Here is a 26,993-nt window from a genome sequence, read left to right as displayed (position 1 = left end):
CCTTGGCGGCCGGTGGCCCTAGGCGCAGTGCGAGATTGGACAGGAGGCCCCGATGCCCACATTCACTGCGCTCACGACACTGAACGGGAAGAAAGCCGCCGAAAGCCTGGGCGAAGCGATGGAGCGTCTGGACCCGGAACCAACTGGCGTGGGCGTGTTCGAGGTCGAAGACGACTCGGGCCTGTGGGAGGTTGGCGGTTACTTCACCGAAGCCCCCGATGAAACCGCGCTGGCCGTTCTGGCCGCTGCGTTCGGGGCGAAGCCCTTTGTCGTTTCGGAACTGCCCGAAACCGACTGGGTCGCGCATGTCCGCCGGGAACTGGCACCGGTCGAGGCGGGGCGGTTCTTTGTCTATGGCAGCCATGATGCGGACAAGCTGCCCGAAGGCCGTATCCCTCTGCTGATCGAGGCCGCGATGGCGTTTGGCACGGGGCACCATGGCACGACCCTTGGATGCCTCAAGGCGTTGGATCGGTTGCTTGACGAAGGGTTCTCGGCGGCGAAAGTGGCAGATATCGGCTGTGGCACTGCTGTTCTGGCAATGGCCGCCGCGCGGGTCTGGGACGGGCAGTTTCTGGCCAGCGATATTGACCAGGTCGCGGTTGACGTGGCCGAGGCCAACCTGAAGGCAAACGGGATGTCCGGTCAGGTGCTCTGTATCGAGGCGGCGGGCTTCGATCACCCCGAACTGCAATCGCATGCGCCCTATGACCTGATCTTTGCAAATATTCTGAAAGGTCCGCTGGTGGCTCTGGCACCGGAAATTTCAGCGAATCTGCGCTCTGGAGGCTACGCGATTCTGTCAGGGATTCTGAACGAACAGGCCGATGACGTCGTTTCCGTTTATTTACAAAATGGGTTCAATACCCATCATCGCGGCCAGATTGGTGACTGGACGACGCTGATCTTAAGCAAACAGGGCTAATTCAGGGCCATTTGCAGGAGTTTTGTGGTTTTTTGCCTCTTTTTTGTCGCAATCTGTTTCTACCGTCATTCAAGTCAGCGGGGGGCGGTTTTAGGAGGCTGCCATGACGGTAAAACAACTGGAGTTCGATCAGCGCGTCAATCGCCTGAACAAGAAGCACAGCAAGATGAGCCACGGCTATCGTGCGACGATGCGCAAGGATGGTCTGGTGGTGATGAAACCACAACGCGTCAGATCGGCGATCCCTGCAAAGGTTCTGCTGTTCTGCATCTGCGGGTTCTTTGCCTTCAAGGCGTTTCTGCTGTCCAGCCTTGGTCCAACCGGTTATGACCACCGCATTGACACCCTAAGCCAGGGCACCTCGGTTGAGCAGGCAGGAGCCTGGATCATGCAGGTGGACCCGATGACAGAGTTTCTCTCGGTTCAGCTTAACAAAGTCCTCTACTGACTTTGCCTGAATCAAAAAACACCGCGCTGCTTCTGGCTGCGCGGTGTTTTTTTGCTCCGTAAAGAAGCTGTGAGTGGGCGTTTGCCGTCTTAGCGGCGGCCTTCGGCAACGACGTCGATGTCGCCGCGGCACAGGCCGATATCTTCCAGTTCACGGTCGGTCAGACCGCTCAGCGCGTTGCGGGTAACGCGGGCGTCATTCCATTCGACAACGGCGTTGACGACCGCTGCGAAAGTTTCGCCGATACGGCCAACGAGGCCGAACGAGCCAGTGGCGGTGCGGGTTGTATCCAGTGCAGCCATATCCTGTTTCCTTCTGGTTTGTGTTACTGTCTGATCTTGCGATCTGCCGGGCATCTAGTGATGTCATATCGCCGGCACAAGAGCGGAATTTGCATGTGTCCTATGCAATTTCTGCAGAGCTCGAGTTTCATTAAATTCCCTTAAATCATTGATGAATTTCTCTTTCATTAGGTGGCGGAAACAGGACATTCCGGGTCGCAAAAAGGGTCCATCTGTCGCCGTTGAGACAGGTCTGTCGTTTTTGGCCTTTGGGTCAATTCGCTTGGAAAATGTTCTTGCTTCGTGCTAGTTGATAAAAAAATCACACGAACCCGAGCAGGCCAAAGGCACAACATGCGAATTCTAGGCATTGATCCGGGGCTGAGAACCCTGGGATGGGGCATCATCGAATCAAATGGCAGCCGTCTGAGCCATGTCGCCAACGGGTTGTGCAAGTCGGACGGGGACGATCTGGGTGAACGCCTTTTGTCCCTGCACAACCAGATCGTCGAGGTCATAGCCGAGTATCGACCGGATCAGGCCGCGATCGAGCAGACATTCGTCAACAAGGACGGGGCCGGAACGCTGAAACTGGGTCAGGCGCGCGGCGTGGCGTTGCTGACGCTGGCGAAGGCCGGTTTGACGGTCGGGGAATATGCGCCCAACCGGGTCAAGAAAACCGTGGTCGGTGTGGGTCACGCCGAAAAAGAGCAGGTGCTGCATATGGTCAAGCTGCAACTGCCGGGGTGTCAGCCCAAAGGGGCGGACGCGGCGGATGCGCTGGCGATTGCTATCTGTCATTCCTATTACGGCGCGGCGCCTCAGGCGCGGATGAAAGAGGTGCGGGCATGATCGGAAAATTGACCGGGCGGCTGGATTATCGCGCGGCAGACCACGTGCTGATTGATGTGCGCGGGGTCGGCTATATCGTCTACTGTTCGGACCGGACCATGGCGGCACTACCGGGTGTGGGTGAGGGCGTCTCGATCTACACCGAGATGGTCGTGCGTGAGGACCTCATGCAGCTTTACGGGTTTCTGTCGCTGGTCGAAAAGGAATGGCATCGCTTGCTGTGTTCGGTGCAGGGCGTTGGGGCCAAGGTCTCGCTAGCCATTCTGTCCGCACTGGGACCGGACGGGGTCAGCCGCGCCATTGCGTTGGGTGACTGGGGTGCGGTCAAGGCGGCCAAGGGTGTCGGACCTAAGACGGCGCAGCGAATTGTGCTGGACCTCAAGGACAAGGCTCCGGGCGTGATGGCAATGGGCGGCACGGTGACCGAGGCGATGAGCGGTCCCGAACTGGAAGTGGTCGAATCGTCCGAACCTGCACCAGTCGCCAAACCGACGGTCAGGCCAGTCTCGGGTTCGGCGGCTGCTACTGCGGGGGCTTTGTCGGCCTTGTCCAATCTGGGGTATGGACCGTCCGAAGCGGCATCGGCCGTGGCCGAAGCCGCAGCCAACCTGCCCGACGCGGGTGAGGCGGAACTGATCCGGGCCGCTTTGAAACTGCTTGCTCCGAAAGGGTGAATGAATGGTAGACGCCGATCCCGCCCTGCGCCCCGATCCGTTGCCGGAAGACAATGACCGAGCGCTGCGTCCGCAGGGGCTGGACGAATTTATCGGTCAGGCCGAGGCAAGAGCCAATCTGCGCATCTTCATCCAGTCAGCCCGCCAGCGAGGCGAGGCGATGGATCACACGTTGTTCCATGGCCCGCCGGGGCTTGGGAAAACCACGCTGGCGCAGATCATGGCGCGCGAGCTGGGGGTGAGTTTCCGCATGACTTCGGGCCCCGTGCTGGCCAAGGCGGGCGATCTGGCGGCGATCCTGACCAATCTGGAATCGCGGGACGTGTTGTTCATCGACGAAATCCACCGTCTGAACCCGGCTGTTGAAGAGGTGCTGTACCCGGCGATGGAGGATTTCGAGCTGGATCTGGTGATCGGTGAAGGTCCTGCGGCGCGCACCGTGCGGATCGAATTGCAGCCGTTCACTCTGGTGGGCGCTACGACTCGCATGGGGCTTCTGACCACGCCTTTGCGCGACCGGTTTGGTATTCCAACGCGGTTGCAGTTCTACACGGTCGACGAACTGCACGAGATCGTCACCCGTAACGCGCGCAAGCTGGGTGCTCCGGCTGATGATGAAGGCGCGCGCGAGATTGCCCGGCGTTCGCGCGGAACCCCGCGGATCGCCGGGCGGCTGCTGCGGCGCGTGGTCGATTTTGCCATTGTCGAGGGCGATGGACGGATTACACGCGATCTGGCCGATGGTGCCCTGACGCGTCTGGGTGTGGACAACCTGGGGCTGGATGGCGCGGACCGGCGTTATCTGAAGCTGATCGCAGAGAATTACGCGGGCGGCCCCGTGGGAATCGAAACCTTGTCAGCAGCGCTGTCAGAAAGCCGGGATTCGCTCGAAGAAGTGATTGAGCCCTATTTGTTGCAGCAGGGCCTGATACAACGCACACCGCGTGGGCGGATGCTGGCGCAGAAGGCATGGACCCATTTGGGAATGGCGGCGCCCCGGGGGCAGAGCGATCTGTTTGGTTGATGCGGTGCGCCATGGGTTTTATGCCTTCGGCGAGAGTATTTTTGAAAAGATGAAGGGTCGGCCGTGACACCGGAAGAAATCGAAGCACTTTTTACGCGTGAAAGCGGCGAGTTCCTGTTCGCGCGTTGGGGGCGACCGATCGTGCCGATCGTCTTTGGCGTCGAAGATGATACGCTTTCCGTGATCAAGGGCGCGTTCGAGGCGGTTGTCGCGCTAGCTGGCCACAAGATGGCCGAGACCGATCCGGAACTGGGCGCGAACTGCATGGTCTTCTTTTTTCGCGACTGGCAGGAATTGCTGGAGGTGCCCGATCTGGACCGTCTGATCCCTGATCTGGCTCCTCTGGTCGGGCGGCTGATGGAGGCGGATGCCAACCAGTACCGTATATTCCGGTTCGAGGAGGACGGGACCATCCGGGCGGCGTTCGTGTTTTTGAAGATGGATGGCGAATTGTCCAAAATTCCTGCCGAAACGCTTGCGCTGGGGCAGGTGGTACAGACCGTTTTGTTGTGGTCCGATGCTGCGTTCCGGTCGCAGTCTCCGCTGGCCGTAGCTGGCGGAACGACAATTCTGCGCCCTGAAATCTCCGCGCTTATCCGGGCCGCCTATGATCCGATTTTGCCGGGAATGGCGCAGGATGCGTCTCACGCATTGCGATTGTTTGCGCGTCTGGAGCAGCCACAATGAAGCACGTCTTTCCCATCCGGGTCTATTACGAAGACACCGACATGGGCGGTGTTGTCTATCATGCGAATTACCTGCGTTTTATTGAACGGGCACGGTCGGACTGGGTGCGCAACCTCGGCAATGACCAGAACGCGATGCGGGATCAGGGGATTGTCTGGGTCGTGCGCCGGATCGAGGCGGATTATCTGTCGCCGGCCAAGTTTGATGATGAACTGATCGTCGAAACCGAGATGGTTTCGATTTCAGGAGTGCGCCTGACCATGGCGCAGCTTGTCCGGCGCGGCGAAACCGAGATTTTCCGCGCCACCGTGACCGCCGTTTGCATCAATAGCGAAGGCAGGCCGATCCGTCTTCCGGCAGAGATTCGCGCATTGATGTAACAATTTACTCAGCCGGGGTGGTTCTGTTGGCTTTTCGATACCAACTGCGTTAGCGTTTGGCAAAACAAGGCCAAATGGCTGTCAGGCAAAACAAAGAGCAGGTTCATGGAAGCTGAAACGCTGGCGCTGGCGCAGGAGATCGACTTCTCCATGTGGGGGCTGTTTGCCCGCGCGACATTTATCGTCAAACTGGTGATGCTGATACTGGTCGTCGCATCGTTCTGGTCCTGGGCGATCATCATTCAGAAACTGATCAATTACCGCGCAGCGCGACGCGAAGCGGAGGTTTTTGATGAATCCTTCTGGTCCGGCAATCCGCTGGATGAGCTGTTCGAACAGATCGGGACGCGACCGGACGGCAGTTCCGAGAAGATATTCGCCGCCGGCATGATCGAGTGGCGCAGGTCACACCGAAATGACGGCGGCTTGATTGCCGGCGCGACGGCACGGATTGACCGGTCGATGGATGTGGCCATCGCAAAAGAGGCGGAAACACTGCAAAAAGGTCTGCCCATATTGGCCACGGTCGGCTCGACCGCGCCATTTATCGGTTTGTTCGGCACCGTATGGGGCATCATGAACGCCTTTATCGAGATCGCCGAGCAGCAGAACACCAACCTTGCCGTTGTTGCGCCCGGTATTGCCGAAGCGCTTCTGGCCACCGGTCTGGGCCTGCTGGCCGCGATCCCGGCGGTGATTTTCTACAACAAGCTCAGCGCGGACAGTGATCGGATCGTTGGCGGGTATGAAGCGTTTGCCGACGAATTCGCCACCATCCTGTCGCGGCAGTTGGACAGCTGAGATGGGTGCGGCGGTTCAGCAACCCTCGGGCGGAAACGGCCGCAGGCGGGGGCGGCGGCGTGGTCGCGCCCAGCCGATGGCTGAGATCAACGTGACGCCATTTGTAGATGTCATGCTTGTGCTGCTCATCATCTTCATGGTGGCGGCCCCGCTGCTGACCGTGGGGGTGCCCGTGGACCTGCCCAAGACGGCGGCCAGTGCCCTGCCGGGTGACAATGAGGAACCGCTGACCGTCACACTGACAGCGGACGGGCGGGTGCAGATCCAGACCACGGACGTCGCGCGTGCCGATCTGATCGGAAAACTCAGGGCCATTGCGGTTGAGCGTACCAGTGACCGGGTGTTCCTGCGGGCGGACGGCGCAATTCCCTACGCGCAGGTGATGCAGGTGATGGGGGCGCTGAATGCCGGCGGGTTTTCGAATGTGGGCCTTGTGACCGATACCGGCGGGCCGACATTTGACGAAGGTGGAGAGTGAGGCCGCGCGGTGGATACCGGCACCAAGATCTCGGCGATTGCCCACGTAGGTCTGATCGGATGGGCGCTGTTTGGCGGCACGTTCCGGTCCGAGCCTTTGCCTATGGCCGTTCAGGAGGTATCTGTGGTCACGGCTGAACAGTTTGCTGCGATGACCGCGCAACGCGACGCGCCCCAGGTTCCGTCGCCGCCCGCTGAATTGCAGCCGCCTGAAGAGCCCGAAGTGGCCAACGCCCCTGAACCGACACCCGAAGAACAACCAGAACCCGAGCCGATTGTCGCGTCCGAGCCCGAGCCTGATCCTTTGCCCGAGCCGGTGGAAGCCCCGCCCGAGCCGGAAGTGATCGAACAACCCCCGACGCTGGACCAACCTGATCCGGAAGTCGCTGCGTTGCCGACGCCGGGTCCGGAATCCCTGCCCAATTCCGCTGACAAGGTTGCGCCCGAGCCGGTGGCCCCGCCGCCGCCCGAGGCAAAACCGGATGACATCGAAACCCCCGCCGTATCCCTGGATGAAGGGGCCGAGACCCAGCAGGAGCAACAGGATCAGACCGCGCCCGAGGAAGCCACGGATCAGATCGTGACCGAGGCGGAAGAGACGCAGGAATTGTCGCCCCAGACTTCCCCGCGCCCCCGAACGCGTCCCAGCCGCCCGCAACCTCCGGCCGAACCCGTGGTGGCCGAAGCCCCGGAAGCCCCCGAAGAACCGGCGCAAAGTGACCAGCAGGCCATCGAGGATGCGCTGGCCGATGCGTTGGGACAGAATGACGAGCCATCGGGGCCACCGCTGACCAGTGGTGAAAAGGACGCGATGCGGCTGGCGGTATCGAAATGCTGGAATGTCGGATCGTTGTCGACGGACGCCTTGCAGACAGTCGTTGTGGTCGGCTTTTCTCTGACCCCGGATGGTAAGGTTGTTGGCGGCAGCTTGCAGTTGCTCGACAGCTCAGGCGGCTCTTCAGGGGCTGCAAAACAGGCCTACGAGGCCGCTCGGCGCGCTATTTTGCGTTGCGGAGCCAAAGGATACGACCTGCCTGCTGACAAATACGCGCAGTGGCAGGATATTGAGATTACATTCAATCCCGAGAGGATGCGGATCAAATGATGAAACTTCTGACCAGCCTCTTTATTGGCCTGACGCTTCTGTCGGCGCCGGTTTTTGCACAAAGCGGGCCGCTGCGGTTGGAATTGGATCAGGGTATTATCGAACCCTTGCCCTTTGCCGTTCCAAATTTCGTACCGGACAGTCCTACCGCGGCGCAATACGCGCAGGACATCTCGCGCGTTGTTGCGGCGGATCTGACTGGCACCGGGCTGTTTCGCGAAATCTCATCGGATGCGTTCATCAGTCAGGTGACAAGCTTCGAGGCCCCGCTTCAGTTTGCGGACTGGAAGGCCATCAATGCCGAAGCGTTGGTGACGGGCGCGGTCAACGTGTCAGGCAAAAAGCTGACCGTCCGTTTCCGGGTCTGGGATGTTTTCTCGGGTCAGGAACTGGGCAGCGGGTTGCAGTTTGCAGGCACCACGGATGGCTGGCGGCGCATGGCGCATAAAGTGGCCGATCAGGTTTATAGCCGGGTGACAGGCGAGGGCGGATATTTCGACAGCCGGGTTGCGTTTGTGTCGGAAAGCGGCCCCAAGGACCAGCGCCTGAAGCGGCTGGCGATCATGGATTACGACGGAGCCAATGTTCAGTATCTGACCGACAGCTCGACCATCGTTCTGGCTCCGCGCTTTTCCCCTACCGGCGAGCAGTTGCTTTACACAAGTTATGAAAGCGGCAGCCCCCGGATTTACGTTCTGGACGTGGGCCGGGTCAAACGGCGTGAACTCAAGACGCAGGACGGCACGATGAGTTTCTCGCCGCGCTTCTCGCCGGATGGGCGCTCGATCGTCTATTCGCTGATTCAGGGCGGTAATACCGACCTTTGGAAGATGGACCTTGCGTCGGGCCAAAGCGTCCGCCTGACGAACACGCCCGCAATCGAAACCGCACCTAGTTATTCGCCGGACGGTTCGCAGATCGTGTTCGAAAGCGACCGCTCTGGCACGCCGCAACTCTACATCATGCCCGCCGGCGGGGGTGAACCGACACGCATCAGTTTCGGGCAGGGCCGGTATGGCACGCCGGTCTGGTCGCCGCGTGGTGACCTGATCGCCTTCACCAAGCAGAACAAGGGCCGTTTCCACATCGGTGTCATGCGTACGGACGGCAGTGAAGAACGCTTGCTGACCTCGTCCTTCCTGGACGAAGGCCCCACGTGGTCGCCCAATGGTCGCGTGATCATGTTCACCCGCGAGACCCAGGGCGCAAGCGGACGGGCGACGCTGTATTCGGTGGATATTTCCGGCCGGAACCTGCGCCCGGTCCGCACGCCGGATGGCGGCAGCGACCCGTCCTGGGGGCCTTTGCAGAATTGATCGGGTCAGCGGATCGGCAAAGTTCACATGAAACTCTGGCTGTGCTAAAGAGACGGCAATAAACAAACAAATCCACGAGGCACCTGAAATGAACGTATTGGGCAAAATCCTGGCCTTGGGCGCGCTGAGCGTGATCGCGGCCTGTACAAACAATGATCCATCGGCACTGGGCGGCGGCGCAGGCGGCAGCGGTTCGATCCTGCCAGGATCGCCAAGCGACCCACGCTCGCCTGCCTATTTCCAGCAGACGGTCGGGGACCGGGTGCTGTTCGAGGTCGACCAATCCACCCTGACCGCGCAGGCGCAGACCGTTCTGCAGGGGCAGGCCGACTGGCTGATGGCAAACCCGGATTTTGTGGCGATGATCGAAGGTCACGCCGACGAACAGGGCACACGCGAATACAACCTTGCGCTGGGCGCGCGCCGGGCGAACGCCGCGCGTGAATATCTGATCTCGCGGGGGGTGGCGGGTAGCCGTCTGACCACGGTCAGCTATGGCAAGGAACGCCCGATCGAGATTTGCAGCACCGAGGATTGCTATTCCAAGAACCGCCGCGCTGTGACGGTGCTGACCGGCTCAACACTGGGGTAAGATGATGCGAATTGCAGGATGGGTTCTGGCGGCGGTCGTGCTGAGCGCCGGCGTGGCAAAGGCGCAGGATCAGCAGACGCTGGCGGATATCCGGCAGGAACTGACGGTGCTGCACGTGGAAATCCAGCGCCTCAAGCGCGAGTTTTCGACCACCGGCTCCCCGGCTCCGAACCTGTCCGGCAGTTCCGTACTGGAACGCGTTGACGCCATTGAGGCCGAGTTGCAGCGCCTGACCCGGCAGACCGAACAGCTGAACCAACGTATCCAGAGCGTTGTGACCGATGGCACCAATCGAATTGGCGATCTGGAATTCCGGCTGGTCGAACTGGAAGGGGGCGATCTCAGCACGTTGGGCGAAACGTCGACCCTAGGCGGGGAAACCGCGACCGATGTCGCCGTCGCTCCTGCGCCAATTGAGCCGACCAACTCGGGTCAGGGTGAACTTGCCGTGGGTGAACGCGCTGATTTTGATGCAGCGTCGCAGGCGCTGGCTGATGGTGACTTTCAGTCTGCCGCAGATGGATTCGCGCAATTCGACACCTCATATCCCGGCAGTCCGCTTGCACCCGAGGCGCACTTGAAACGTGGCCAGGCGCTGGAAGGTCTGGGCGATACCCGGGAAGCCGCCCGGGCATTCCTGGCGAGCTTTACCGGTGATTCCGAAGGGGCCTTTGCCCCCGAAGCGCTGTTTGAACTGGGGGCCGCGCTGGGGCGATTGGGACAAACCGATCAGGCCTGTATCACGTTGGGCGAGGTTGGGGTGCGTTTCCCATCCTCCAGCACGGTCTCGGACGCCACGCAGGAAATGGCGTCTCTGGGTTGTTCTTGACCCGAAGTGCAGCTTCTCTGACAGCTCAGATCCGCGAGCGACTGCCGAAAACACTGCCGCGCCGTATCGGTGTGGCGGTTTCGGGCGGCGGCGACTCGGTTGCGCTGATGCATCTTCTGCATGGCATAGCACAGGCTGAAGGGGTGACAGTTCTGGCAGCAACCGTGAATCATGGCCTGCGGCCTGAAGCAGCGGCCGAGGCAGAAACGGTGGCCGCGCAGGCAGGAAGTCTTGGGCTGTCGCATGATACTCTGCTCTGGCAAGGGTGGGATGGCAGCGGAAACCTGCAGGATCAGGCCCGTCAGGCGCGTTACGCGTTGCTGACGGAATGGGCCGGTCGCAATGGGGTGGAGGCCATTGCCCTTGGGCACACGGCAGACGATCAGGCCGAAACCGTTCTGATGAGGCTGGCGCGCGCGGCCGGCGTCACCGGCCTGTCATCGATGCCGTCTGTTCGCGCACGAGACGGGGTTTTGCTGCTTCGACCGATGCTGGATATCTCGCGTCAGGAACTGCGCACTTATCTACGCGAGATCGGCGCTGATTGGATCGAGGACCCGTCGAATCACGATACCCGATTTGACCGGATCAAGGGGCGGCAGGCTCTGGCAAGCCTTGAACCGATTGGCATCACCGCGCAGTCTCTGGCCCGGGTGGCAGAAAATCTTGCACAAGCCCGTGATGCTTTGGCGCGGTATACGCAGGAATCCGCCCGCAAGATCACCGAAGTGAAAGACGGCGCTGTCTGCATTGATCCCGCAGGTTTTGCGGCGTTGCCGCGCGAGATCCAGCGCCGCCTTCTGATCGCGACCATCAACTGGATCGCGGGAGAGGGGTATCCGCCGCGCCAGTCAAATGTGGATCAGGCGCTGGAAGCATTATTGAATCGCCGGACCAGCACCATCGGAGGCTGTCTGGTCTTCACAGAACGCGATAATGCGTGGATTTGCAGGGAACTAAAGGCGCTTCAGGGTGTAACGGCCGCGTGTAACCAGCCTTGGGACCGACGCTGGGTGGTGTCCGGCCCCACAATTCCAGATGCCGAAATCCGCGCGCTGGGCGAGGACGGGCTGAAACAACTGCTGGATTGGCGTGAAGCACGCTTGCCCCGGCGCGCACTGATGTCCACGCCTGCGGTCTGGACACGCGATACGGTCGTGTCTGCCCCGCTTTCCGGATCTCCAAATGGCTGGCATGCCGAAATGATGCCAAATTGGCCCGAGTTTTATGCTATGATTTTATCGCATTGAACCTGCCACAATCCTCTCTATTTTAAGGAGCAAGCGGCGGATCCTCACCTGCCGAAATCTGTTGGGAGATTTTTCTTGGGCAACGCTCGTAATATCGCTTTCTGGGTCGTTCTTTTTCTGCTGATCCTGGCATTGTTTAATCTGTTCAGCGGACCGGGCGGTTCGCTTCAGAATAACGAAAGAACTTATTCCGACTTTGTCAGCGCAGTTGAGGGCGGCGAAGTCAAGAATGTGACACTGGACGGCGAGCAGATTCGCTATACCACCCAAAGTGGTGCCAGCTATGTTACGATCAAGCCCGGCGATGCCGAAGTCACCAAACTGCTGATCGACAAGAACATCCCCGTGCGCGCTGAAAAGCAGCAACAGTCGGGTTTCCAGTCGTTCCTGATCACACTGCTGCCCTTCCTGCTGCTGATCGGTGTCTGGGTCTATTTCATGAACCGGATGCAGGGCGGCGGCAAGGGCGGCGCGATGGGCTTTGGCAAGTCGAAGGCCAAGATGCTGACAGAAAAGCATGGCCGCGTGACATTTGACGACGTGGCGGGCATCGATGAAGCCAAGGAAGAACTGGAAGAGATCGTCGAGTTTCTGCGCAACCCGCAGAAATTCTCACGTCTTGGCGGCAAGATCCCGAAAGGTGCGCTGCTGGTTGGCCCTCCGGGAACCGGTAAAACGCTGCTGGCCCGCGCGATTGCGGGTGAGGCGGGCGTGCCGTTCTTCACCATCTCGGGTTCAGACTTCGTTGAAATGTTCGTGGGTGTCGGCGCGTCCCGTGTGCGCGACATGTTCGAGCAGGCCAAGAAAAACGCGCCCTGTATCGTCTTCATTGACGAAATCGACGCCGTGGGTCGCCATCGTGGCGCCGGTTATGGCGGTGGTAACGACGAACGCGAACAAACCCTCAACCAGTTGCTGGTCGAGATGGACGGGTTCGAGGCCAACGAAGGCGTGATCATTCTTGCGGCCACCAACCGTAAAGACGTTCTGGACCCCGCGCTGCTGCGTCCGGGCCGTTTCGACCGTCAGGTCACTGTGGGTAATCCGGACATCAAAGGCCGTGAGAAGATCCTGGGTGTCCACGCCCGCAAGACGCCTCTGGGCCCCGATGTCGACCTGCGTATCATTGCACGCGGTACGCCGGGTTTCTCGGGTGCTGATCTGGCGAACCTCGTGAACGAGGCCGCACTGATGGCCGCCCGTGTGGGCCGCCGCTTTGTCACCATGGAAGATTTCGAGAATGCGAAAGACAAGGTGATGATGGGGGCCGAGCGCCGCTCGATGGTTCTGACACAGGACCAGAAGGAAAAGACCGCTTATCACGAGGCCGGTCACGCCGTGGTCGGCCTGACCCTGCCGCTGTGCGATCCGGTCTACAAGGCGACGATCATCCCGCGCGGTGGTGCGCTGGGTATGGTGGTTTCGCTGCCGGAAATGGACCGCCTGAACTATCACCGCGATGAGTGTGAGCAGAAGCTGGCCATGACCATGGCGGGCAAAGCCGCCGAGGTGATCAAATACGGTGAAGACCATGTGTCGAACGGTCCGGCCGGTGACATCATGCAGGCCAGCCAGCTGGCGCGCGCCATGGTGATGCGCTGGGGCATGTCCGACAAGGTCGGCAATATCGACTATGCCGAGGCGCATGAGGGGTATTCAGGCAACACGGCCGGATTCTCGGTTTCCGCCCACACCAAGGAACTGATCGAGGAAGAGGTGAAGCGCCTGATTCAGCAGGGTTATGAGCGCGCGCTCGAAATCCTGCACGAGAACGGTGAAAGCTGGGAACGCCTGGCACAGGGCTTGCTGGAATACGAAACGCTGACAGGTGACGAGATAAAGCGCGTCATGAACGGCGAATCGCCCGGCGAGGGGGATGACGAAGGCGACAACACCGACGAGGGTAGCGCGCCCAGTGTCACCGCGATCCCGAAAACCAAGGTCAAGAAGTCTCCGCCCGAAGGCGGGATGGAGCCGGAACCCTCGGCATAACAAACGGACCCGGGCAATGTCCCGGGTCTTTTTTCTTTCCAATCACCTGAAACTGGGTTTCTGTGCCGCGTTATCGCACACAGCCTGAAAGGGGTGACATGCCCGTATTGCGCCAAACCGAATACACCGCCGAAGTTATCTGGCTGGGGCACGTTCCTGCCGGCAATAGCATTCGGGCCAAGTCGGTCGAGAGGCTGGATCTGGATTTCGCGGGTGATCCCGGCGCGCGGCACGAAGGTGTGAACCGGGCCTCCTGCGTTCGCATGACAAACCTGTATCCAAAGGGAACGGAAATTCGAAATGTCCGGCAGTTGTCGGTATTGTCAGCCGAAGAACTGGACGAGATTGCCGCCGGGATGAGCCTGACCCGGCTGGACCCGTCCTATCTGGGCGCCAGCCTGGTGTTGCGCGGAATTCCCGATTTCACCCATGTGCCGCCAAGTTCCCGTCTGCAGGCCGCAAATGGCCTGACGCTAACGATCGATATGGAAAACCGTCCCTGCATCATTCCGGGACGCGAGGTGGAAGCCGACCTGCCGGGACATGGCCCTGCCTTCAAACCGGCGGCGCAGGGGCGCAGGGGCGTGACCGCCTGGGTCGAACGTCCGGGTCAATTGAAGCTGGGTGACAGCATGAAACTGTTCGTGCCGGATCAGCGGGCCTGGGCACCTTCCGGTACCGGCGTTTCCGATTAGAAACGCGGTAAACACCCCGACGCCGTTTCGCGGCACAATTATGTCGGAATCCATAGCCATCTGATTTGTACACGACGGTATGGATTGCGCAGCGCCGACGCTCAGCGTCGGTTTTGCACGGCATTCAACCAGGGACCCTGCCCAATGAGCTACAAATCCGACATCGAAATCGCCCGCGAAGCGAACAAGAAGCCGATTCAGGAAATCGGCGCTAAAATCGGCATCGAGTCCGCAGACCTGCTGCCATACGGTCACGACAAAGCAAAGGTCAGCCAGGACTTCATCAACTCGGTGCAGGACCGTGAAGATGGCAAGCTGATCCTGGTGACCGCGATCAACCCAACCCCGGCAGGTGAAGGCAAAACCACTACCACCGTTGGTCTGGGCGACGGCCTGAACCGCATCGGCAAGAATGCGATGATCTGTATCCGCGAAGCCTCGCTGGGCCCGAACTTCGGGATGAAGGGCGGCGCTGCAGGTGGCGGTTACGCGCAGATTGTTCCGATGGAGGAAATGAACCTTCACTTCACCGGTGACTTCCACGCCATCACCTCGGCTCACTCGCTGCTGTCGGCCATGATCGACAACCACATCTACTGGGGCAACGAGCAGGCCATCGACATGCGCCGCGTCGTGTGGCGCCGCGTGGTCGACATGAACGACCGTGCCCTGCGTCAGATCACCTGCTCGCTGGGCGGTGTCTCGAACGGTTTCCCGCGTGAAGCAGGCTATGACATCACGGTGGCGTCTGAAGTCATGGCGATCCTGTGCCTGGCCAACGATCTGAAGGACTTGGAAAAGCGCCTGGGCGACATCATCGTCGCTTACCGTCGCGACAAGACGCCGGTCTACTGCCGCGACATCAAGGCTGAAGGCGCAATGACCGTTCTGCTGAAGGACGCCATGCAGCCGAACCTGGTGCAGACGCTGGAAAACAACCCGGCCTTCGTTCACGGCGGTCCTTTCGCGAACATCGCGCATGGCTGTAACTCGGTCATCGCCACCAAGACCGCTCTGAAAGTCGCCGACTATGTCGTGACCGAAGCGGGCTTTGGTGCCGATCTGGGTGCCGAAAAGTTCATGAACATCAAATGCCGCAAGGCAGGCATTGCGCCGTCTGCCGTCGTGCTGGTTGCCACCGTGCGCGCGATGAAGATGAACGGCGGCGTTGCCAAGGCCGATCTGGGTGCCGAGAATGTTGATGCCGTCAAGTCGGGCTGTGCCAACCTGGGCCGCCATATCGAGAACGTGAAGTCCTTCGGTGTGCCGGTCGTCGTCGCGATCAACCACTTCGTCACCGACACCGACGCCGAAGTGCAGGCCGTCAAGGACTATTGCGCCGAGCACGGGGTTGAGGCGGTTTTGTCCCGTCACTGGGAACTGGGCTCGGAGGGATCCGAGGATCTGGCCAAAAAGGTTGTGGAAATCGCCGATGCCGGTACTGCGAACTTCTCGCCGATCTATCCGGACGACATGCCGCTGTTCGAAAAAGTCGAGACCATCGCCAAGCGCATCTACCGCGCTGACGAGGTGTTGGCGGATTCCAAGATCCGCAACCAGCTGAAGGAATGGGAAGCCGCCGGTTATGGCAACCTGCCGGTCTGCATGGCGAAAACCCAGTATTCGTTCTCGACCGATCCGTCCTTGCGTGGCGCGCCCACCGGCCACTCGGTTCCGGTGCGCGAGGTTCGCCTGTCCGCTGGTGCCGGTTTCATCGTGGTTGTCTGTGGTGAGATCATGACCATGCCCGGTCTGCCGCGCAAACCCGCCGCGGAAACCATCTGCCTCAATGACGCAGGTGAGATCGAGGGCTTGTTCTAAGCCGCTGAATGAGACATCTCGTGGTCCGGGGAATCCCCGGGCCATGAGGAGATTGCGATGCCCACTCTGACACTGCCGCAAGACTGTCTTTCCATGCAGGAATTGCGAGTTCAGATCGACAAGCTGGACCGCCAACTGATTGAGATGTTGGTGACGCGCGCAACTTACATTGACCGCGCGTCCGAGCTGAAACCGGGCGAGGGTCTTCCGGCCCGAATTCCTGATCGAGTTGAAGATGTGGTGCAAAAGGTACGTGTGAGCTCGGACAGACTGGGTATGGACCCTGATCTTGCCGAAAATCTGTGGCGTATCTTGATTGATTGGTCGATTGCACGCGAAGAAAGTGTGCTCGGCCTTGACTGAATGACCGGGCGCTTCTGGCGCCCGATCCGCTTTTGAAAGAAGGGATCAAAGGATGGTAGCTCAAGTCATCGACGGCAAGGCCTTTGCGGCCAAAGTCCGCGCGCAGGTGGCCGATCAGGTTGCAAAGCTGAAAGAGGAAAACGGCATCACGCCCGGCCTGGCCGTGGTTCTGGTGGGCGAGGATCCGGCCAGTCAGGTCTATGTGCGTTCAAAGGGCAAAATGACCGTCGAGGTCGGCATGAACTCGTACGAGCACAAGCTGGATGCCGAGACCTCGGAGGCAGACCTGCTGGCGTTGATCGACAAGCTGAACAACGATCCCGCCGTGCACGGGGTTCTAGTTCAGCTTCCGCTGCCCAAGCATCTGAACGAGGATCTGGTGATCAACTCGATCGACCCGGCCAAGGACGTGGATGGGTTCCATATCTCGAATGTGGGCCTGTTGGGTACCGGTCAGAAGTCGATGGTGCCCTGCACCCCGCTGGGTTGCCTGATGATGCTGCGCGACCACCATGGGTCACTGTCGGGTATGGATGCTGTTGTGATCGGCCGGTCGAACATCGTCGGCAAGCCGATGGCGCAACTGTTGCTGGGTGACAGCTGCACCGTGACCATCGCGCATTCGCGCACCAAGGACCTGCCGGACGTCGTGCGCCGCGCCGATATCGTGGTTGCCGCCGTGGGCCGCCCCGAGATGGTGCCGGGCGACTGGATCAAGGAAGGGGCGACCGTCATCGACGTGGGCATCAACCGGATCGAGCGCGACGGCAAGAACAAGCTGGTCGGAGACGTCGACTATGCCAGTGCGGCCGAACGCGCCGGTGCGATCACGCCGGTTCCGGGCGGCGTTGGCCCGATGACCATCGCTTGCTTGCTGGCCAACACGCTGACAGCGTGCTGCCGCGCGAACGGTTTACCTGAACCCGAGGGCCTGACCGCTTGATCGCGGAAGATTGCGCGCAATTTCAGCGCTCAACCGATGCTTTGGAACGGCCGGGCAGGGGAAACCTTCCCGGCCGTTTCCTTATTGAGAGACAACATTAATTTTGAATAAACGGGTTTGAATGTGATCAAATCGGTGATAAGTTATTAAATCCAGTTGGTTAAATGCGAAATGCATGCCGCTCGAAGTGACTGTAACGGACCTCAGCGGATTGCCCGTCGGAACAATATGAAGTCAAAACTGAACCTGATCATAGCCGCTTGCACCCTTCAACGCGTGGTGGCTGGATTGGTTTTCGTTCCGCTGCTGGCTTACACTTTTCCACCTTTTTTGGACGTCGCATTGCCGTTCGGCATGCGATTGACATTCTGGGCCGGTGTCATGGCACTGGCAATCGCCGCGACATGGCTTTCCAGAAAGTTCATCTATGAACATCTGTCTCAGGACTATCTTTCGGCCCGAGACGTTGTCTTCTCTGCCGTCATCCTGATCCTGTTTACACCGGCATTGTGGCTTTTGGCCTGGCTGCTGTTCACGATTGGCGGACAGGAAGCCCCAGGTGCGCTGGCGGTCTTACCTTACGGGGTGCTGTTCTCGACCGGCCTGATTCTGGTCGGCCGGACGGAACCCGGACATCCAAAGCCGACCGGAGTGCCAGAGCAGATGCCGCGTCTGGTCAGACGTCTTCCGGCGGGTTTTCAGGGCCGGATCTATCGTCTGACGGTTCGGGATCACAATGTGGATGTCGTCACCTCCGAGGGTACGTTTACCATTCGATCGCGTTTTACGGATGCGATCGACGAGATGGAGCCGATCCCCGGTCATTGCACACACCGATCCCATTGGGTGACTGATGATGCAATTGTCAGCACCGAACGGACCGACGGAAAGACTTTCGTCCGGCTGCGTAACGGCGACCTTGTGCCGGTCAGCCGAAAATACAGACCCATGTTGGAACAGGACGGGCTGATCTGAACTAGCGCGGCATGGGAATGATCTGTGGCTGTGGCCCGGTCAGAATGGCTTTGGCCTGTTTGTCCATCAAGCCGGCCAAGGCCGCGTCGGTACTGCGCAGACCGCCCGTAAACGTACCGTAGGCCGGCATTATCAAACGCGCCTGATCCAGCAGGAACGCCGGCCGGGTGATGGACCGGCCACGCACGCGTAAGCTCGCCTTGGGGTGGTAGTGGCCCGAAACCTCGGCCCGGCCAGACGGTTCGGCGATGTGGCGGAATACCAACGGTCCAAAGGAGCACTCGGACAAATGCGTTCCGCCCAGTTCGACAGGTCCGGGATCGTGGTTGCCTTCGATCCAGATCCAGTCCCGGCCGGCCTGCAGGGTGACGATCTGCAATTGATGGTCCGGGATCAATGACTGTGCGGCGTCCAGATCGTCGAAGCTGTCACCCAGGCAAATGACCGTCTCGGCGCGGGTGTGGTGCAGGTCCGCCGCCAGCCGCGTCAGCGTGTCCTGTGTGTCATAGGGCGGCAGCGCGGCCCCGCCGCGCCGGGCCATCCGCTCGGACTTGCCCAGATGCAGGTCGGACACGCACAGCAATTTCCGATCGGGCCACCACAACGCCCCGGACCCCAAAGCGTGCAGGGATAGACCGGCAAAGGTAAACAACAGGCTGTTCATGATCCGTTCTTTGCCTTTTTCCCGACCCAAGGCAAGCGGATTAACCGCTCTCTAATCCCGCAGCCTGCAAAAGCCGCGCGCTTTCCTCGGCCAATAGCCGTTCTTCGGCGGCCCCTTTGACGGGCACTTTGCCGACCTCAAGAAACAGCGGCGCGGCCAGGGGGGAAACTCTGTCCAGCCGAAGAAGATCGATGCGGTCGCCGATGCGCGCAATCATTTCCTCGATCCGTCCGAAATCTACCAGACCACGCATGGCCTCTTCGCGTGTGATCTGCATCAACAGGTGGTCCGGGTCATATTTCAGCAGCGTGTCATACAGTATGTCAGACGAGAACGTTGCCTGCCGCCCGCTCTTGCGCTGGCCGCCGGTGTTCCGTTCGATCAGCCCCGCGATTGTCGCCGAGGCGCGAAAGGTACGCTTCATCACCGCGTTGCCCGCCAGCCATGTCTCGAGCCCCGCCCGCAATGCTCTGTGTTCGAACAGGGGGCGCGGATCGGTCACCGCATCCAGTCCCCAGATCAGCGTGGCATAGTCGGTGGCGACAAAGCCCAATGGTGCCAGCCCGGTTTCCTCCATCCGTTTGGTCAGCAGCAGGCCCAGCGTTTGTTGTGCGTTTCGTCCAGCGAAGCCGTAGACACACAGGTTTTCGCGCCCGTCATTGGGAAAGCTTTCGATCAGCAGCCTGTCGCGTTGGGGCAGTCGGGACATGTTGCGTTGCAGGGCCAGCCACTCGGCGGTGTGTGGCGGCAATTGCGGCCAGTCGTCCTGGGCAAACATCCGCAGGATGCGGTCGCTCAACTGCGTGGAAGTGGCAAATTTCGTACCAGAAAACGTTGCGATCTTTGGTTTGCGATCAGCGCGGCGACTGACCTCGACAACCATTTCGCGCAGGCCTTCATAGCGGACGATTTGCCCGCCGATCAGAAAGGTATCACCCTGCGTCAGCGAAGCGGCAAAGCCCTCTTCGACCTCACCCAGGGGTTTGCCGCCCCGGTTGCGTTTCAGGCGCACTTTCAGGGTGTCGGTATCCTGAATCGTGCCCAGATTCATACGGATACGCTGCGCCGCGCGCGGGTCGCGCAGTTGCCAACGGCCATCGGGGCGCTGCTGCAGTCGTTGCCAGCGGTCATAGGCGCGCAGGGCGTATCCCCCAGTGGCACAGAACTCCAGACAGGCGTCGAACTCAGGACGCGACAGTTGGGCAAAAGGCCCTGCCATCGTCATTTCCGCATAAAGGTCGTCCGCATCGAACGGCCCTGCGGCGGCGGCAATCAGAATGTGCTGGCACAACACGTCCCTTGGGCCGCGCCCGCGCGGTTCGCCATCCAGATCATGCGCCTGGACGGCTTCAAGCGCTGCGACGCATTCAACAACCTCGAACCGGTTGGCAGGCACCAGCAAAGCCTTGGAGGGGGCGTTGTATCGATGATTGGCGCGACCAATGCGTTGCACCAGTCGCTTGACGTTCTTGGGCGCGCCGATCTGGATCACCAGATCCACATCACCCCAGTCGATGCCCAGATCCAGGCTGCCGGTACAGACAATGGCGCGCAACTCTCCGCGCACCATTGCGGCTTCAACCCTTTCGCGTTGCTGCCGGTCCAGACTGCCATGATGAATGCCGATGGGCAGACCCTCGTCATTTGCGAGCCACAGGTTGTGAAAAAAGATCTCGGCCTGTGCGCGGGTGTTGTGAAAGATCAGTGTCGTCTTGTGTTGCCGGACCTGCTCCAGCACGGCCGGAATGGCATAGGCCGCGCCGCCGCCGGACCATGGTGGCATCTCGGTTGTTTCCAGCATCGAGATATCCGGGTCAGGGCCGGGGTCGGCCTGAATGATCCGGCAGGTGTCAGGATGGCGGGCAAGAAATCGGGCGATGGCATCGGGGTCTTCGACAGTTGCTGACAGGCCCACGCGGCGTAGGGCAGGGCACAGGCTTTGCAGGCGCGCCAGTGCCAGCATCAACTGATCGCCGCGTTTGCTTTCGGAAAGGGCGTGGATCTCGTCAACGATCACCCGCTGCACGCCTTTGAACATGCGCGGCGCGTCCTCGTACGAGGTCAGCAGCGCCAGACTTTCGGGCGTCGTCAGCAGGATATGCGGCGGATCCACGCGCTGGCGTTTCTTTTGCGTGGCTGAGGTGTCGCCGGTCCGGTCTTCGATCCGGATCGGCAGGCCGATTTCGTCTGCCGGGCCGCGCAGATTGCGCCGGATATCCGCCGCCAGCGCCTTGAGCGGCGAGACATAGAGTGTGTGCAGGCCCTCGTGCGTGCCATCGGCCAGTTCCGCCAGCGTCGGCAGGAAGCCGGCCATGGTCTTGCCGCCACCTGTGGGTGCGATCAGCAATGTCGCCGGGTCTTGTGCCCGGTCGAACATGTCCTGCTGATGCGGGTGGATGGACCAGCCTTTGGCTGAAAACCAGTCGGTGATCCGGGCGGGAATCTGCGTCATTTGCGCAGATTAACCGCCCTCGCGCCTGATTGGCACGGCGTTATTTGACGATTTTCTCGTCCTTGACGAACATGTTTGCCCAGGCCCGGTCGATCAGGTCGGGGCTCATCTGATAGGGGATGCCTTCGAATTCGCAGATCGCGATCATCTGGTCGATCAGGAAGATCGGCTGATAGTTCGCATAGATGTTGTTGATCGTGGGGTATTTGACCTTCAACAGATGCACCAGCGCGGCCTCGTCCAGCGGCATGCCGCGTTTGCGGGCAACCATGGCGAAGATTTTCAGGAAGTTTTCCTGGTTCGGACCGTCGATCTTGATCTTGAAGAAGATACGGCGCAGGGCGGCCTGGTCAAAGATCTCGTTCGGGTGGAAGTTGGTCGAGAAGATGACCAGCGTGTCAAAGGGAACTTCGAACTTTTCACCCGATTGAAGGCCAAGGATGTCCTTGTTTTCTTCCAGCGGAACGATCCAGCGGTTGACCAGCGCCTGAGGTGGTTCCGCCTGACGGCCAAGGTCGTCGACGATGAAGATGCCACCTGTCGATTTCAACTGCAGCGGCGCCTGGTAGGTGCGCGCGGTCGGGTTGTAGACCAGATCAAGCATGCTGAGAGACAGTTCGCCCCCGGTCACAACCGTCGGGCGCTCGCACTGAACATAGCGCGAATCGAACCGTTTGCGGCGGCGCAGGCTGTTGGGGTCATCAGGTTCCTGTTCGATGGCGGTATGGACGATCGGGTCATAGACGGTGATCACCTGCCCGGCATATTCGATGGCCCAGGGCACATAGACATTGTCCCCCAGCGCGTCGCGGATACCGTTCGAGATCGAGGATTTACCATTGCCCGGCGGGCCATACATCAGGATCGACCGGCCGGCGCTGACCGCCGGGCCCAAATGGTCAAGCAGGCTGTCGGGCAGAACCAGATGACCCATCGCACCGGTCAGTTGTTCACGCGTAACCTGAATGTTGCGAATCGACTGGCGCTTGACCTGCTCGCGATACACGTCCAGCGGTACTGGCATGGCGCCGAAATACTCCGACTGGCTCAACGCGTCCAGCGCACGCGCCTTTCCCGCATCGGTCAGTTGGTACCCCATTTCGTTGCCGCTGTTGGCGTTCAGGGTGCCGGTCGCCTCAAGCAGTTTCTGATCGCGGGTGATATCAACCAGTTCCTGCGTAACGGAACCCGGAAGACAGATGGCTGCGGCGATCTCGGACACGGTGTCGACGTTCTTGCGAAAGATCGTCTTGAGCAAAATGTCCCGCATCATCACCAGCGGAAGCTGCATTTCACCCAGCCCCTTTGGGGCAGGGGGGGCCATAACGGAAGTGGTCTGCATATTCATGAGCGTGGCTCGTCTATCCCGGTTTCACGTCAACCGGCCCTGAAAGGGCCGCTTGCGGAAAATTTGGCCCGCCTTTGTGGCAGGACCAAGGCGGGGGCAAGGCGCGCTGATGATAGTTCACGAACCGTAAACAGTTCCCAAAATCAGATACATGGCCAAAGCGCCTGCCAGGGCCAGACCCATTGGAAATTGCCGGCCACGGTCCCAGCTTTCCCAATGCGGTGCGATGCTGCGCAGACGGGTGTTTTTGGCCAGACGATGGGTTGCCACGGCGGCCAGAAGGGTCGCTGTCAGAACGGCCAACAGGATAAAAGCGTCGGCAAACCAGACGAAAGGAGAGGCCGCAGCCAGGAACTTGGCGTCTCCCGCACCCATGACCCCTGCCGCGTTCAGGACGATGCCAACAAGCAGAACAATGACAATATGCAGCAGTTGCCACAGATAGAGGGGCAAAGTGACGGATAGGGGGCCAATATTCCCGCTTAACCACTCCTGCGACCACGGCGGCAGGACAAACAGACCGATGACGACATAAACAATCGCCAGCGCCAGAACCGCGTGATTCTTGATCCGCATTTCACGCATATCAGTGAAAGCGACGTAAAAGCAGATTGGCAGCACAAATGGCAGGAACCACGCAGCTGCAACCGCAGGGATATGCATCAATCAGGCTTCCTCGAGCGCACGCAGCGAACGGACGGCTTCGTCGAAATGTTGCGGGTGGGTGGCAATGGCCTCGCGGAACAGGTTCTTGGCCGTGTTCACATCGCCTTGCTTGACCGCCGAGATCCCCATCGTATTCAGCAACTGGGCGCGCTCGATTTGGGTCATCGGAATAACCGGCATGGTGTAGTTTCTCTGGGCCGATCTGGCCAGGACAAGGTTGTTCTTGGCGGTGAACAGGGATTTGTCGTGCCGGATCGCTTCAGTAAACAGGCGTTCGGCCTCGGCATACTGGCCGCGTGTCAGCTTGGAATAACCCCAGTTGTTCATCACACTGCCCGGGCGCGTCGTCAGGCCCACGGCGGTTTCGTAGAAATGATCCGCCCGCTTCCAGCTTTCCTGCGAATCCGCCACCAACGCCTCGAGACGATAGCGCTTGAATGTCTCAAATGTGGGTGGAACCGAATCCAGCACAGCCTCGGCCTCTTTCCAGTTGCCGCCGCGAACCAGAGCGTCTGCATACTCGACCTTGTCCGCGTTGGTCGAGCCTTTCATGCCTGTAACCTTCTTCCACGCGGTAGAAGCTTCGGTTGTGCGTTTGGCGCGTGACAGGGATATCGCCAGACCCCGCTGCAGGTCGATGCGATCAGGGTTCTTGGTGGCCGCATTGTGGAAATATGTGACCGCCTCGTTCGGGTCGGCCGCACTCAGCAACACGTCATTCAGATTGGTTTCATCAATGACGTTTACTTCCTGAAATGTACGCTCGACCTTTTCTTCTTCGGTCTCTTTGGCGCATGCCGATACAATCAATCCGCATATGACGATCGACGGAATCAAGAATTGTTGGCGCATTTTTGCGTCCTTTACTGCTCTTGTCTCTGGTTACGGGAGCTTGCGAAGCTTAAATTGCCCGTCGCCTTGCTGCTCCAGCGTATATTCTTGTTCTTGTGAGGTATTATTATCAGGATTTTCCATTTTTGCGAGTGCTAACCGCAGATTGTCGCGGATTGCGTCACTTTCGCCATTGTCCAGCGCATAAGCGCGCTGAAACACCTGAGCCGCTTCCGGATATTGCCCGGTTTCCATCAGCAGAACGCCCAGATTGTTCCAGGCCACCGGCCAATCGGTATCATCCTTGACGGCCCGTCTCAGCAGGGTTTCGGCTTGGCCAAGGCGCTTCAGGCCCAGATTTGCCGTGCCCATCGATGTCAGGATTTGCGGCGTCATCCCCTGTTCCAGAGCGGCGCGGGTAAAGGACTTGAGCGCCAGTTCGTACTCGCCGGCGGCCATCAAGCGGTTTCCAACCTCAATTTCGTCTTCGGCCTGTCCCCCGCGGTCAATGCCCGGAGCCTCCAGATCGCCGGAACGATCGGTCTCTGTGCAAGAGGCCACCATGGCGAAAACCAGGGTGACCTGAAAGATGCGGCGGAGCCCGGTCCGGGCGCAGCATCGAAATGGGTTCATCAGGTTACTACCGGCCGAAAGTCGAAATAACGTTTGCCGAAGGCCCGACAAGAATAACCAGCAAAGGCGGAACTGTCAGTCCCATTGTGACAAGCGTCATTTTGGTTGGCAGCTTGTTCGCAGCCTCTTCCGCGCGCATGACGCGCTTGTCGCGCATCTCGCCCGCATACACCCGCAGGGCTTCTGCAATTGATGTACCAAAAGTCGCCGACTGGATCATCACCGTGACGAACGAGTTGACGTCCTGCACGCCACAACGGGTGCCAAAGTCACGCAGGACGGTATCCTTGTCCTTACCCGCTTTCATCTCGTAAGCGACGATCTCGAACTCCTGCGCAATGTCGGGGTACGAGGCTTTCATTTCGTTTGACACCCGAACAATGGCCTGATCGAGGGACTGACCGGCCTCCACACAGACCAGCATCAGGTCGAGCGTGTCGGGAAAGGCTTGCGTAATCTTCTCTTTCCGCTCTTCGATGCGGCGCGTGATCCAGTATTTGGGGATCATGTAGCCGACACCGCCGGGCACCAGCACGCGCACCAGAATTTGCTGGGTGGTGAATTCCTGCGTTCCCGCGAACACCGTTACCAGCAGAACGCCGACAATGATGCCGATGATCCCAAGGGAGAACTGTGCAAAGTGGAAAAACCGCACCGCATCCTTGGTCTGGTACCCTGCCTGCCGCAGCTTGAGCTGCATTGCCGACAGCTCTTCCTGATCTTTCGGTTCCAGAAAGGTCGCGAATTTTTCAAGCTGCTCGTTCCGTCCGGCGTTCCGCAACTGGTCTTTCTTGGCCTTTTTTCCCTTCTTGGGCGCGGCATTCGAACGCTGCAACTTCTTGAGCGGATCCTCGGGCTGGTTCAGCATCAGAGGGATAGTGACCAGGATCATGAACAACCCCAGAACACCGACCACGATCAGTGGTCCGAACTCGCCCAGATGCTCGGTCAGCAAGTCATTGATGCGGGTCAGGAATTCCATTGCCGTGCCCTCAAACCTTGATGTTGGTGATGATTTTCATGACGATCAGGTTCAGCGTCAGCGTGATGCCAACAAAGAAACACATCGGAATGAACCAGGGATGGTCGAGAACGCCGTCATAATAACCGGGATCCTTGACCAGTATGAAAGCCAGACAGCCCAGCGGGAAGGCCGACAGGAATTTACCGGACCACTGTGCCTCGGCCGTGATCGCCTTGACGCGGCGAAACAGGCGGAATCGGGCACGGATAACCTGTGCAAGACCGGCCAGAATCTCTGCGAGGTTACCGCCGGATTGCTGCTGGATGCCCACGGCAACCGCCAAAAACCGCAAATCCTGCATGTCCAGACGTTCGGCCATGTCTTTCAAGGCTTCGCCAACGTCGCGGCCATAGGCGCATTCATCGGCGATGACGCCAAACTCGGTTCCCAGCGGGTCCTGAACCTCGGAAGCAACAACCTGAATCGTTGAGACGAAGGGGTTGCCGACACGCAGCGAGCGAACCATCAGTTCCACGGCTTCGGGCAATTGTTCTTCGATCATGCCCATGCGTTTCTTGGCCTTTTGGTTCACCCACGCATAAACGCTGCCAACACCGATTGCGACGGAAATGGCCGCCCGTAAGGCGGTATCGGTGGCTGTGCCGATGCTAAGCCCCATGAACGCGACCCCGGATACAAGGCACATGATCATGATCAATTGCCGGGGCGAAAACGCAATCGCCGCCTTCTGCGCCTTGTCGGCCAGAAGGGAATAGAGCGGGATGCTCTGCGATTTCATATGCTGCTGCATTTCCTTGCGCAGCTGTTCCAGAACCTGTTCACGCCCGACACCTTTGTCGAGCATGTCGAGGCGGCGGTTTACCCGGCTGTTAAGGCTGATGGATTTGCCGAACGCGACCAGGTAGATACCTTCGACCAGGGCCAGAACGCCCACGAAGATCGCGACATAGATCAATGCCTCCATAGGCAGTTGCATATCCTTGA

29 protein-coding genes are annotated in these 26,993 nt (G+C 59.7%); 20 read left to right on the top strand and 9 right to left on the bottom strand.

Annotation, left to right across the window (positions count from 1 at the left end; translation table 11 throughout):
- The first annotated feature begins 52 nt into the window (after positions 1–52).
- Entirely contained in the window at positions 53–925 is an 873-nt protein-coding gene (locus tag ACR0FE_RS05175) for a 50S ribosomal protein L11 methyltransferase (protein WP_321251453.1), read from the top strand.
- Between the two features lie 103 nt (positions 926–1,028).
- Positions 1,029–1,373, top strand: a complete 345-nt coding sequence (locus tag ACR0FE_RS05170; RefSeq protein ID WP_170678184.1) for a hypothetical protein — start codon at positions 1,029–1,031, stop codon at positions 1,371–1,373.
- 89 nt (positions 1,374–1,462) lie between these two features.
- Here ACR0FE_RS05170 and ACR0FE_RS05165 read toward each other — a convergent pair whose 3' ends face one another.
- Positions 1,463–1,675, bottom strand: coding sequence for a DUF1127 domain-containing protein (locus ACR0FE_RS05165; RefSeq protein ID WP_170613332.1), 213 nt, complete (start codon positions 1,673–1,675; stop codon positions 1,463–1,465).
- A gap of 333 nt (positions 1,676–2,008) precedes the next feature.
- Between ACR0FE_RS05165 and ruvC the strand changes: the two genes are divergently transcribed.
- From ruvC to ACR0FE_RS05075, 18 genes are all read left to right on the top strand, one after another.
- Complete coding sequence (ruvC, locus tag ACR0FE_RS05160; RefSeq protein ID WP_480911506.1) at positions 2,009–2,506, top strand: crossover junction endodeoxyribonuclease RuvC; 498 nt, start codon at positions 2,009–2,011, stop codon at positions 2,504–2,506.
- Positions 2,503–3,180, top strand: coding sequence for a Holliday junction branch migration protein RuvA (gene ruvA, locus ACR0FE_RS05155; protein WP_480911504.1), 678 nt, complete (start codon positions 2,503–2,505; stop codon positions 3,178–3,180). Before ruvC ends, ruvA begins: the two co-directional genes overlap by 4 nt.
- Positions 3,181–3,184: 4 nt before the next feature.
- On the top strand, positions 3,185–4,204 hold the full coding sequence (gene ruvB, locus ACR0FE_RS05150; protein ID WP_480911503.1) for a Holliday junction branch migration DNA helicase RuvB: 1,020 nt from the start codon (positions 3,185–3,187) through the stop codon (positions 4,202–4,204).
- Between the two features lie 63 nt (positions 4,205–4,267).
- On the top strand, positions 4,268–4,891 hold the full coding sequence (locus ACR0FE_RS05145) for a hypothetical protein (protein ID WP_480911501.1): 624 nt from the start codon (positions 4,268–4,270) through the stop codon (positions 4,889–4,891).
- A complete protein-coding gene (ybgC, locus tag ACR0FE_RS05140) occupies positions 4,888–5,271 on the top strand; it encodes a tol-pal system-associated acyl-CoA thioesterase (protein WP_480812663.1) in 384 nt (127 codons plus the stop codon). The genes ACR0FE_RS05145 and ybgC overlap by 4 nt, the downstream gene beginning before the upstream one ends.
- Before the next feature lie 105 nt (positions 5,272–5,376).
- On the top strand, positions 5,377–6,072 hold the full coding sequence (tolQ, locus tag ACR0FE_RS05135) for a protein TolQ (protein WP_480911499.1): 696 nt from the start codon (positions 5,377–5,379) through the stop codon (positions 6,070–6,072).
- Between the two features lies 1 nt (position 6,073).
- Positions 6,074–6,550: a protein TolR gene (gene tolR / locus ACR0FE_RS05130; RefSeq protein ID WP_170807746.1), complete on the top strand. Its 477-nt coding sequence runs from the start codon at positions 6,074–6,076 to the stop codon at positions 6,548–6,550.
- Positions 6,551–6,559: 9 nt separating this feature from the next.
- Positions 6,560–7,654 carry an energy transducer TonB family protein gene (locus ACR0FE_RS05125; RefSeq protein ID WP_170613316.1) on the top strand — a complete coding sequence of 365 codons (1,095 nt, stop codon included), beginning with the start codon at positions 6,560–6,562 and terminating at the stop codon, positions 7,652–7,654.
- Positions 7,651–8,970, top strand: coding sequence for a Tol-Pal system beta propeller repeat protein TolB (gene tolB, locus ACR0FE_RS05120; protein ID WP_480911497.1), 1,320 nt, complete (start codon positions 7,651–7,653; stop codon positions 8,968–8,970). Before ACR0FE_RS05125 ends, tolB begins: the two co-directional genes overlap by 4 nt.
- A gap of 88 nt (positions 8,971–9,058) precedes the next feature.
- Positions 9,059–9,562 (top strand): peptidoglycan-associated lipoprotein Pal, encoded by a 504-nt coding sequence (gene pal / locus ACR0FE_RS05115; RefSeq protein ID WP_170613312.1) that lies wholly within the window; start codon positions 9,059–9,061, stop codon positions 9,560–9,562.
- A gap of 4 nt (positions 9,563–9,566) precedes the next feature.
- On the top strand, positions 9,567–10,391 hold the full coding sequence (gene ybgF / locus ACR0FE_RS05110) for a tol-pal system protein YbgF (protein ID WP_170807817.1): 825 nt from the start codon (positions 9,567–9,569) through the stop codon (positions 10,389–10,391).
- Positions 10,388–11,641 carry a tRNA lysidine(34) synthetase TilS gene (gene tilS / locus ACR0FE_RS05105; RefSeq protein ID WP_480911494.1) on the top strand — a complete coding sequence of 418 codons (1,254 nt, stop codon included), beginning with the start codon at positions 10,388–10,390 and terminating at the stop codon, positions 11,639–11,641. Before ybgF ends, tilS begins: the two co-directional genes overlap by 4 nt.
- A gap of 75 nt (positions 11,642–11,716) precedes the next feature.
- Positions 11,717–13,633, top strand: a complete 1,917-nt coding sequence (gene ftsH, locus ACR0FE_RS05100) for an ATP-dependent zinc metalloprotease FtsH (RefSeq protein ID WP_170613308.1) — start codon at positions 11,717–11,719, stop codon at positions 13,631–13,633.
- 98 nt (positions 13,634–13,731) lie between these two features.
- Entirely contained in the window at positions 13,732–14,328 is a 597-nt protein-coding gene (locus ACR0FE_RS05095) for an MOSC domain-containing protein (protein ID WP_480911492.1), read from the top strand.
- Between the two features lie 144 nt (positions 14,329–14,472).
- Complete coding sequence (locus ACR0FE_RS05090; protein WP_480911490.1) at positions 14,473–16,149, top strand: formate--tetrahydrofolate ligase; 1,677 nt, start codon at positions 14,473–14,475, stop codon at positions 16,147–16,149.
- Between the two features lie 57 nt (positions 16,150–16,206).
- Entirely contained in the window at positions 16,207–16,512 is a 306-nt protein-coding gene (locus ACR0FE_RS05085) for a chorismate mutase (RefSeq protein WP_480911488.1), read from the top strand.
- Positions 16,513–16,564: 52 nt separating this feature from the next.
- On the top strand, positions 16,565–17,455 hold the full coding sequence (gene folD, locus ACR0FE_RS05080; protein ID WP_480911487.1) for a bifunctional methylenetetrahydrofolate dehydrogenase/methenyltetrahydrofolate cyclohydrolase FolD: 891 nt from the start codon (positions 16,565–16,567) through the stop codon (positions 17,453–17,455).
- 228 nt (positions 17,456–17,683) lie between these two features.
- Positions 17,684–18,430 (top strand): LytTR family DNA-binding domain-containing protein, encoded by a 747-nt coding sequence (locus ACR0FE_RS05075; RefSeq protein WP_170613298.1) that lies wholly within the window; start codon positions 17,684–17,686, stop codon positions 18,428–18,430.
- A 1-nt stretch (position 18,431) separates the two neighbouring features.
- Here ACR0FE_RS05075 and pdeM read toward each other — a convergent pair whose 3' ends face one another.
- From pdeM to ACR0FE_RS05035, 8 genes are all read right to left on the bottom strand, one after another.
- Complete coding sequence (gene pdeM / locus ACR0FE_RS05070) at positions 18,432–19,094, bottom strand: ligase-associated DNA damage response endonuclease PdeM (RefSeq protein WP_170613296.1); 663 nt, start codon at positions 19,092–19,094, stop codon at positions 18,432–18,434.
- Between the two features lie 40 nt (positions 19,095–19,134).
- A complete protein-coding gene (locus ACR0FE_RS05065; protein WP_480911484.1) occupies positions 19,135–21,546 on the bottom strand; it encodes a ligase-associated DNA damage response DEXH box helicase in 2,412 nt (803 codons plus the stop codon).
- A gap of 40 nt (positions 21,547–21,586) precedes the next feature.
- Positions 21,587–22,894: an ATPase gene (locus ACR0FE_RS05060; protein ID WP_170613292.1), complete on the bottom strand. Its 1,308-nt coding sequence runs from the start codon at positions 22,892–22,894 to the stop codon at positions 21,587–21,589.
- Between the two features lie 117 nt (positions 22,895–23,011).
- Entirely contained in the window at positions 23,012–23,557 is a 546-nt protein-coding gene (locus tag ACR0FE_RS05055; RefSeq protein ID WP_170613776.1) for a prepilin peptidase, read from the bottom strand.
- A 3-nt stretch (positions 23,558–23,560) separates the two neighbouring features.
- Entirely contained in the window at positions 23,561–24,412 is an 852-nt protein-coding gene (locus tag ACR0FE_RS05050) for a tetratricopeptide repeat protein (RefSeq protein ID WP_170613290.1), read from the bottom strand.
- A gap of 30 nt (positions 24,413–24,442) precedes the next feature.
- On the bottom strand, positions 24,443–25,024 hold the full coding sequence (locus ACR0FE_RS05045; RefSeq protein WP_480911482.1) for a tetratricopeptide repeat protein: 582 nt from the start codon (positions 25,022–25,024) through the stop codon (positions 24,443–24,445).
- A 7-nt stretch (positions 25,025–25,031) separates the two neighbouring features.
- The gene (locus ACR0FE_RS05040; RefSeq protein WP_170816792.1) at positions 25,032–26,006 is read right to left on the bottom strand and encodes a type II secretion system F family protein; all 975 of its coding nucleotides are present in this window, start codon (positions 26,004–26,006) and stop codon (positions 25,032–25,034) included.
- A 10-nt stretch (positions 26,007–26,016) separates the two neighbouring features.
- Entirely contained in the window at positions 26,017–26,985 is a 969-nt protein-coding gene (locus tag ACR0FE_RS05035) for a type II secretion system F family protein (protein ID WP_170613284.1), read from the bottom strand.
- Between the last annotated feature and the right edge of the window lie 8 nt (positions 26,986–26,993).

Source organism: Ruegeria sp. K7 (assembly GCF_056531785.1).
This window is presented reverse-complemented; position numbering and strand designations above follow the sequence as displayed.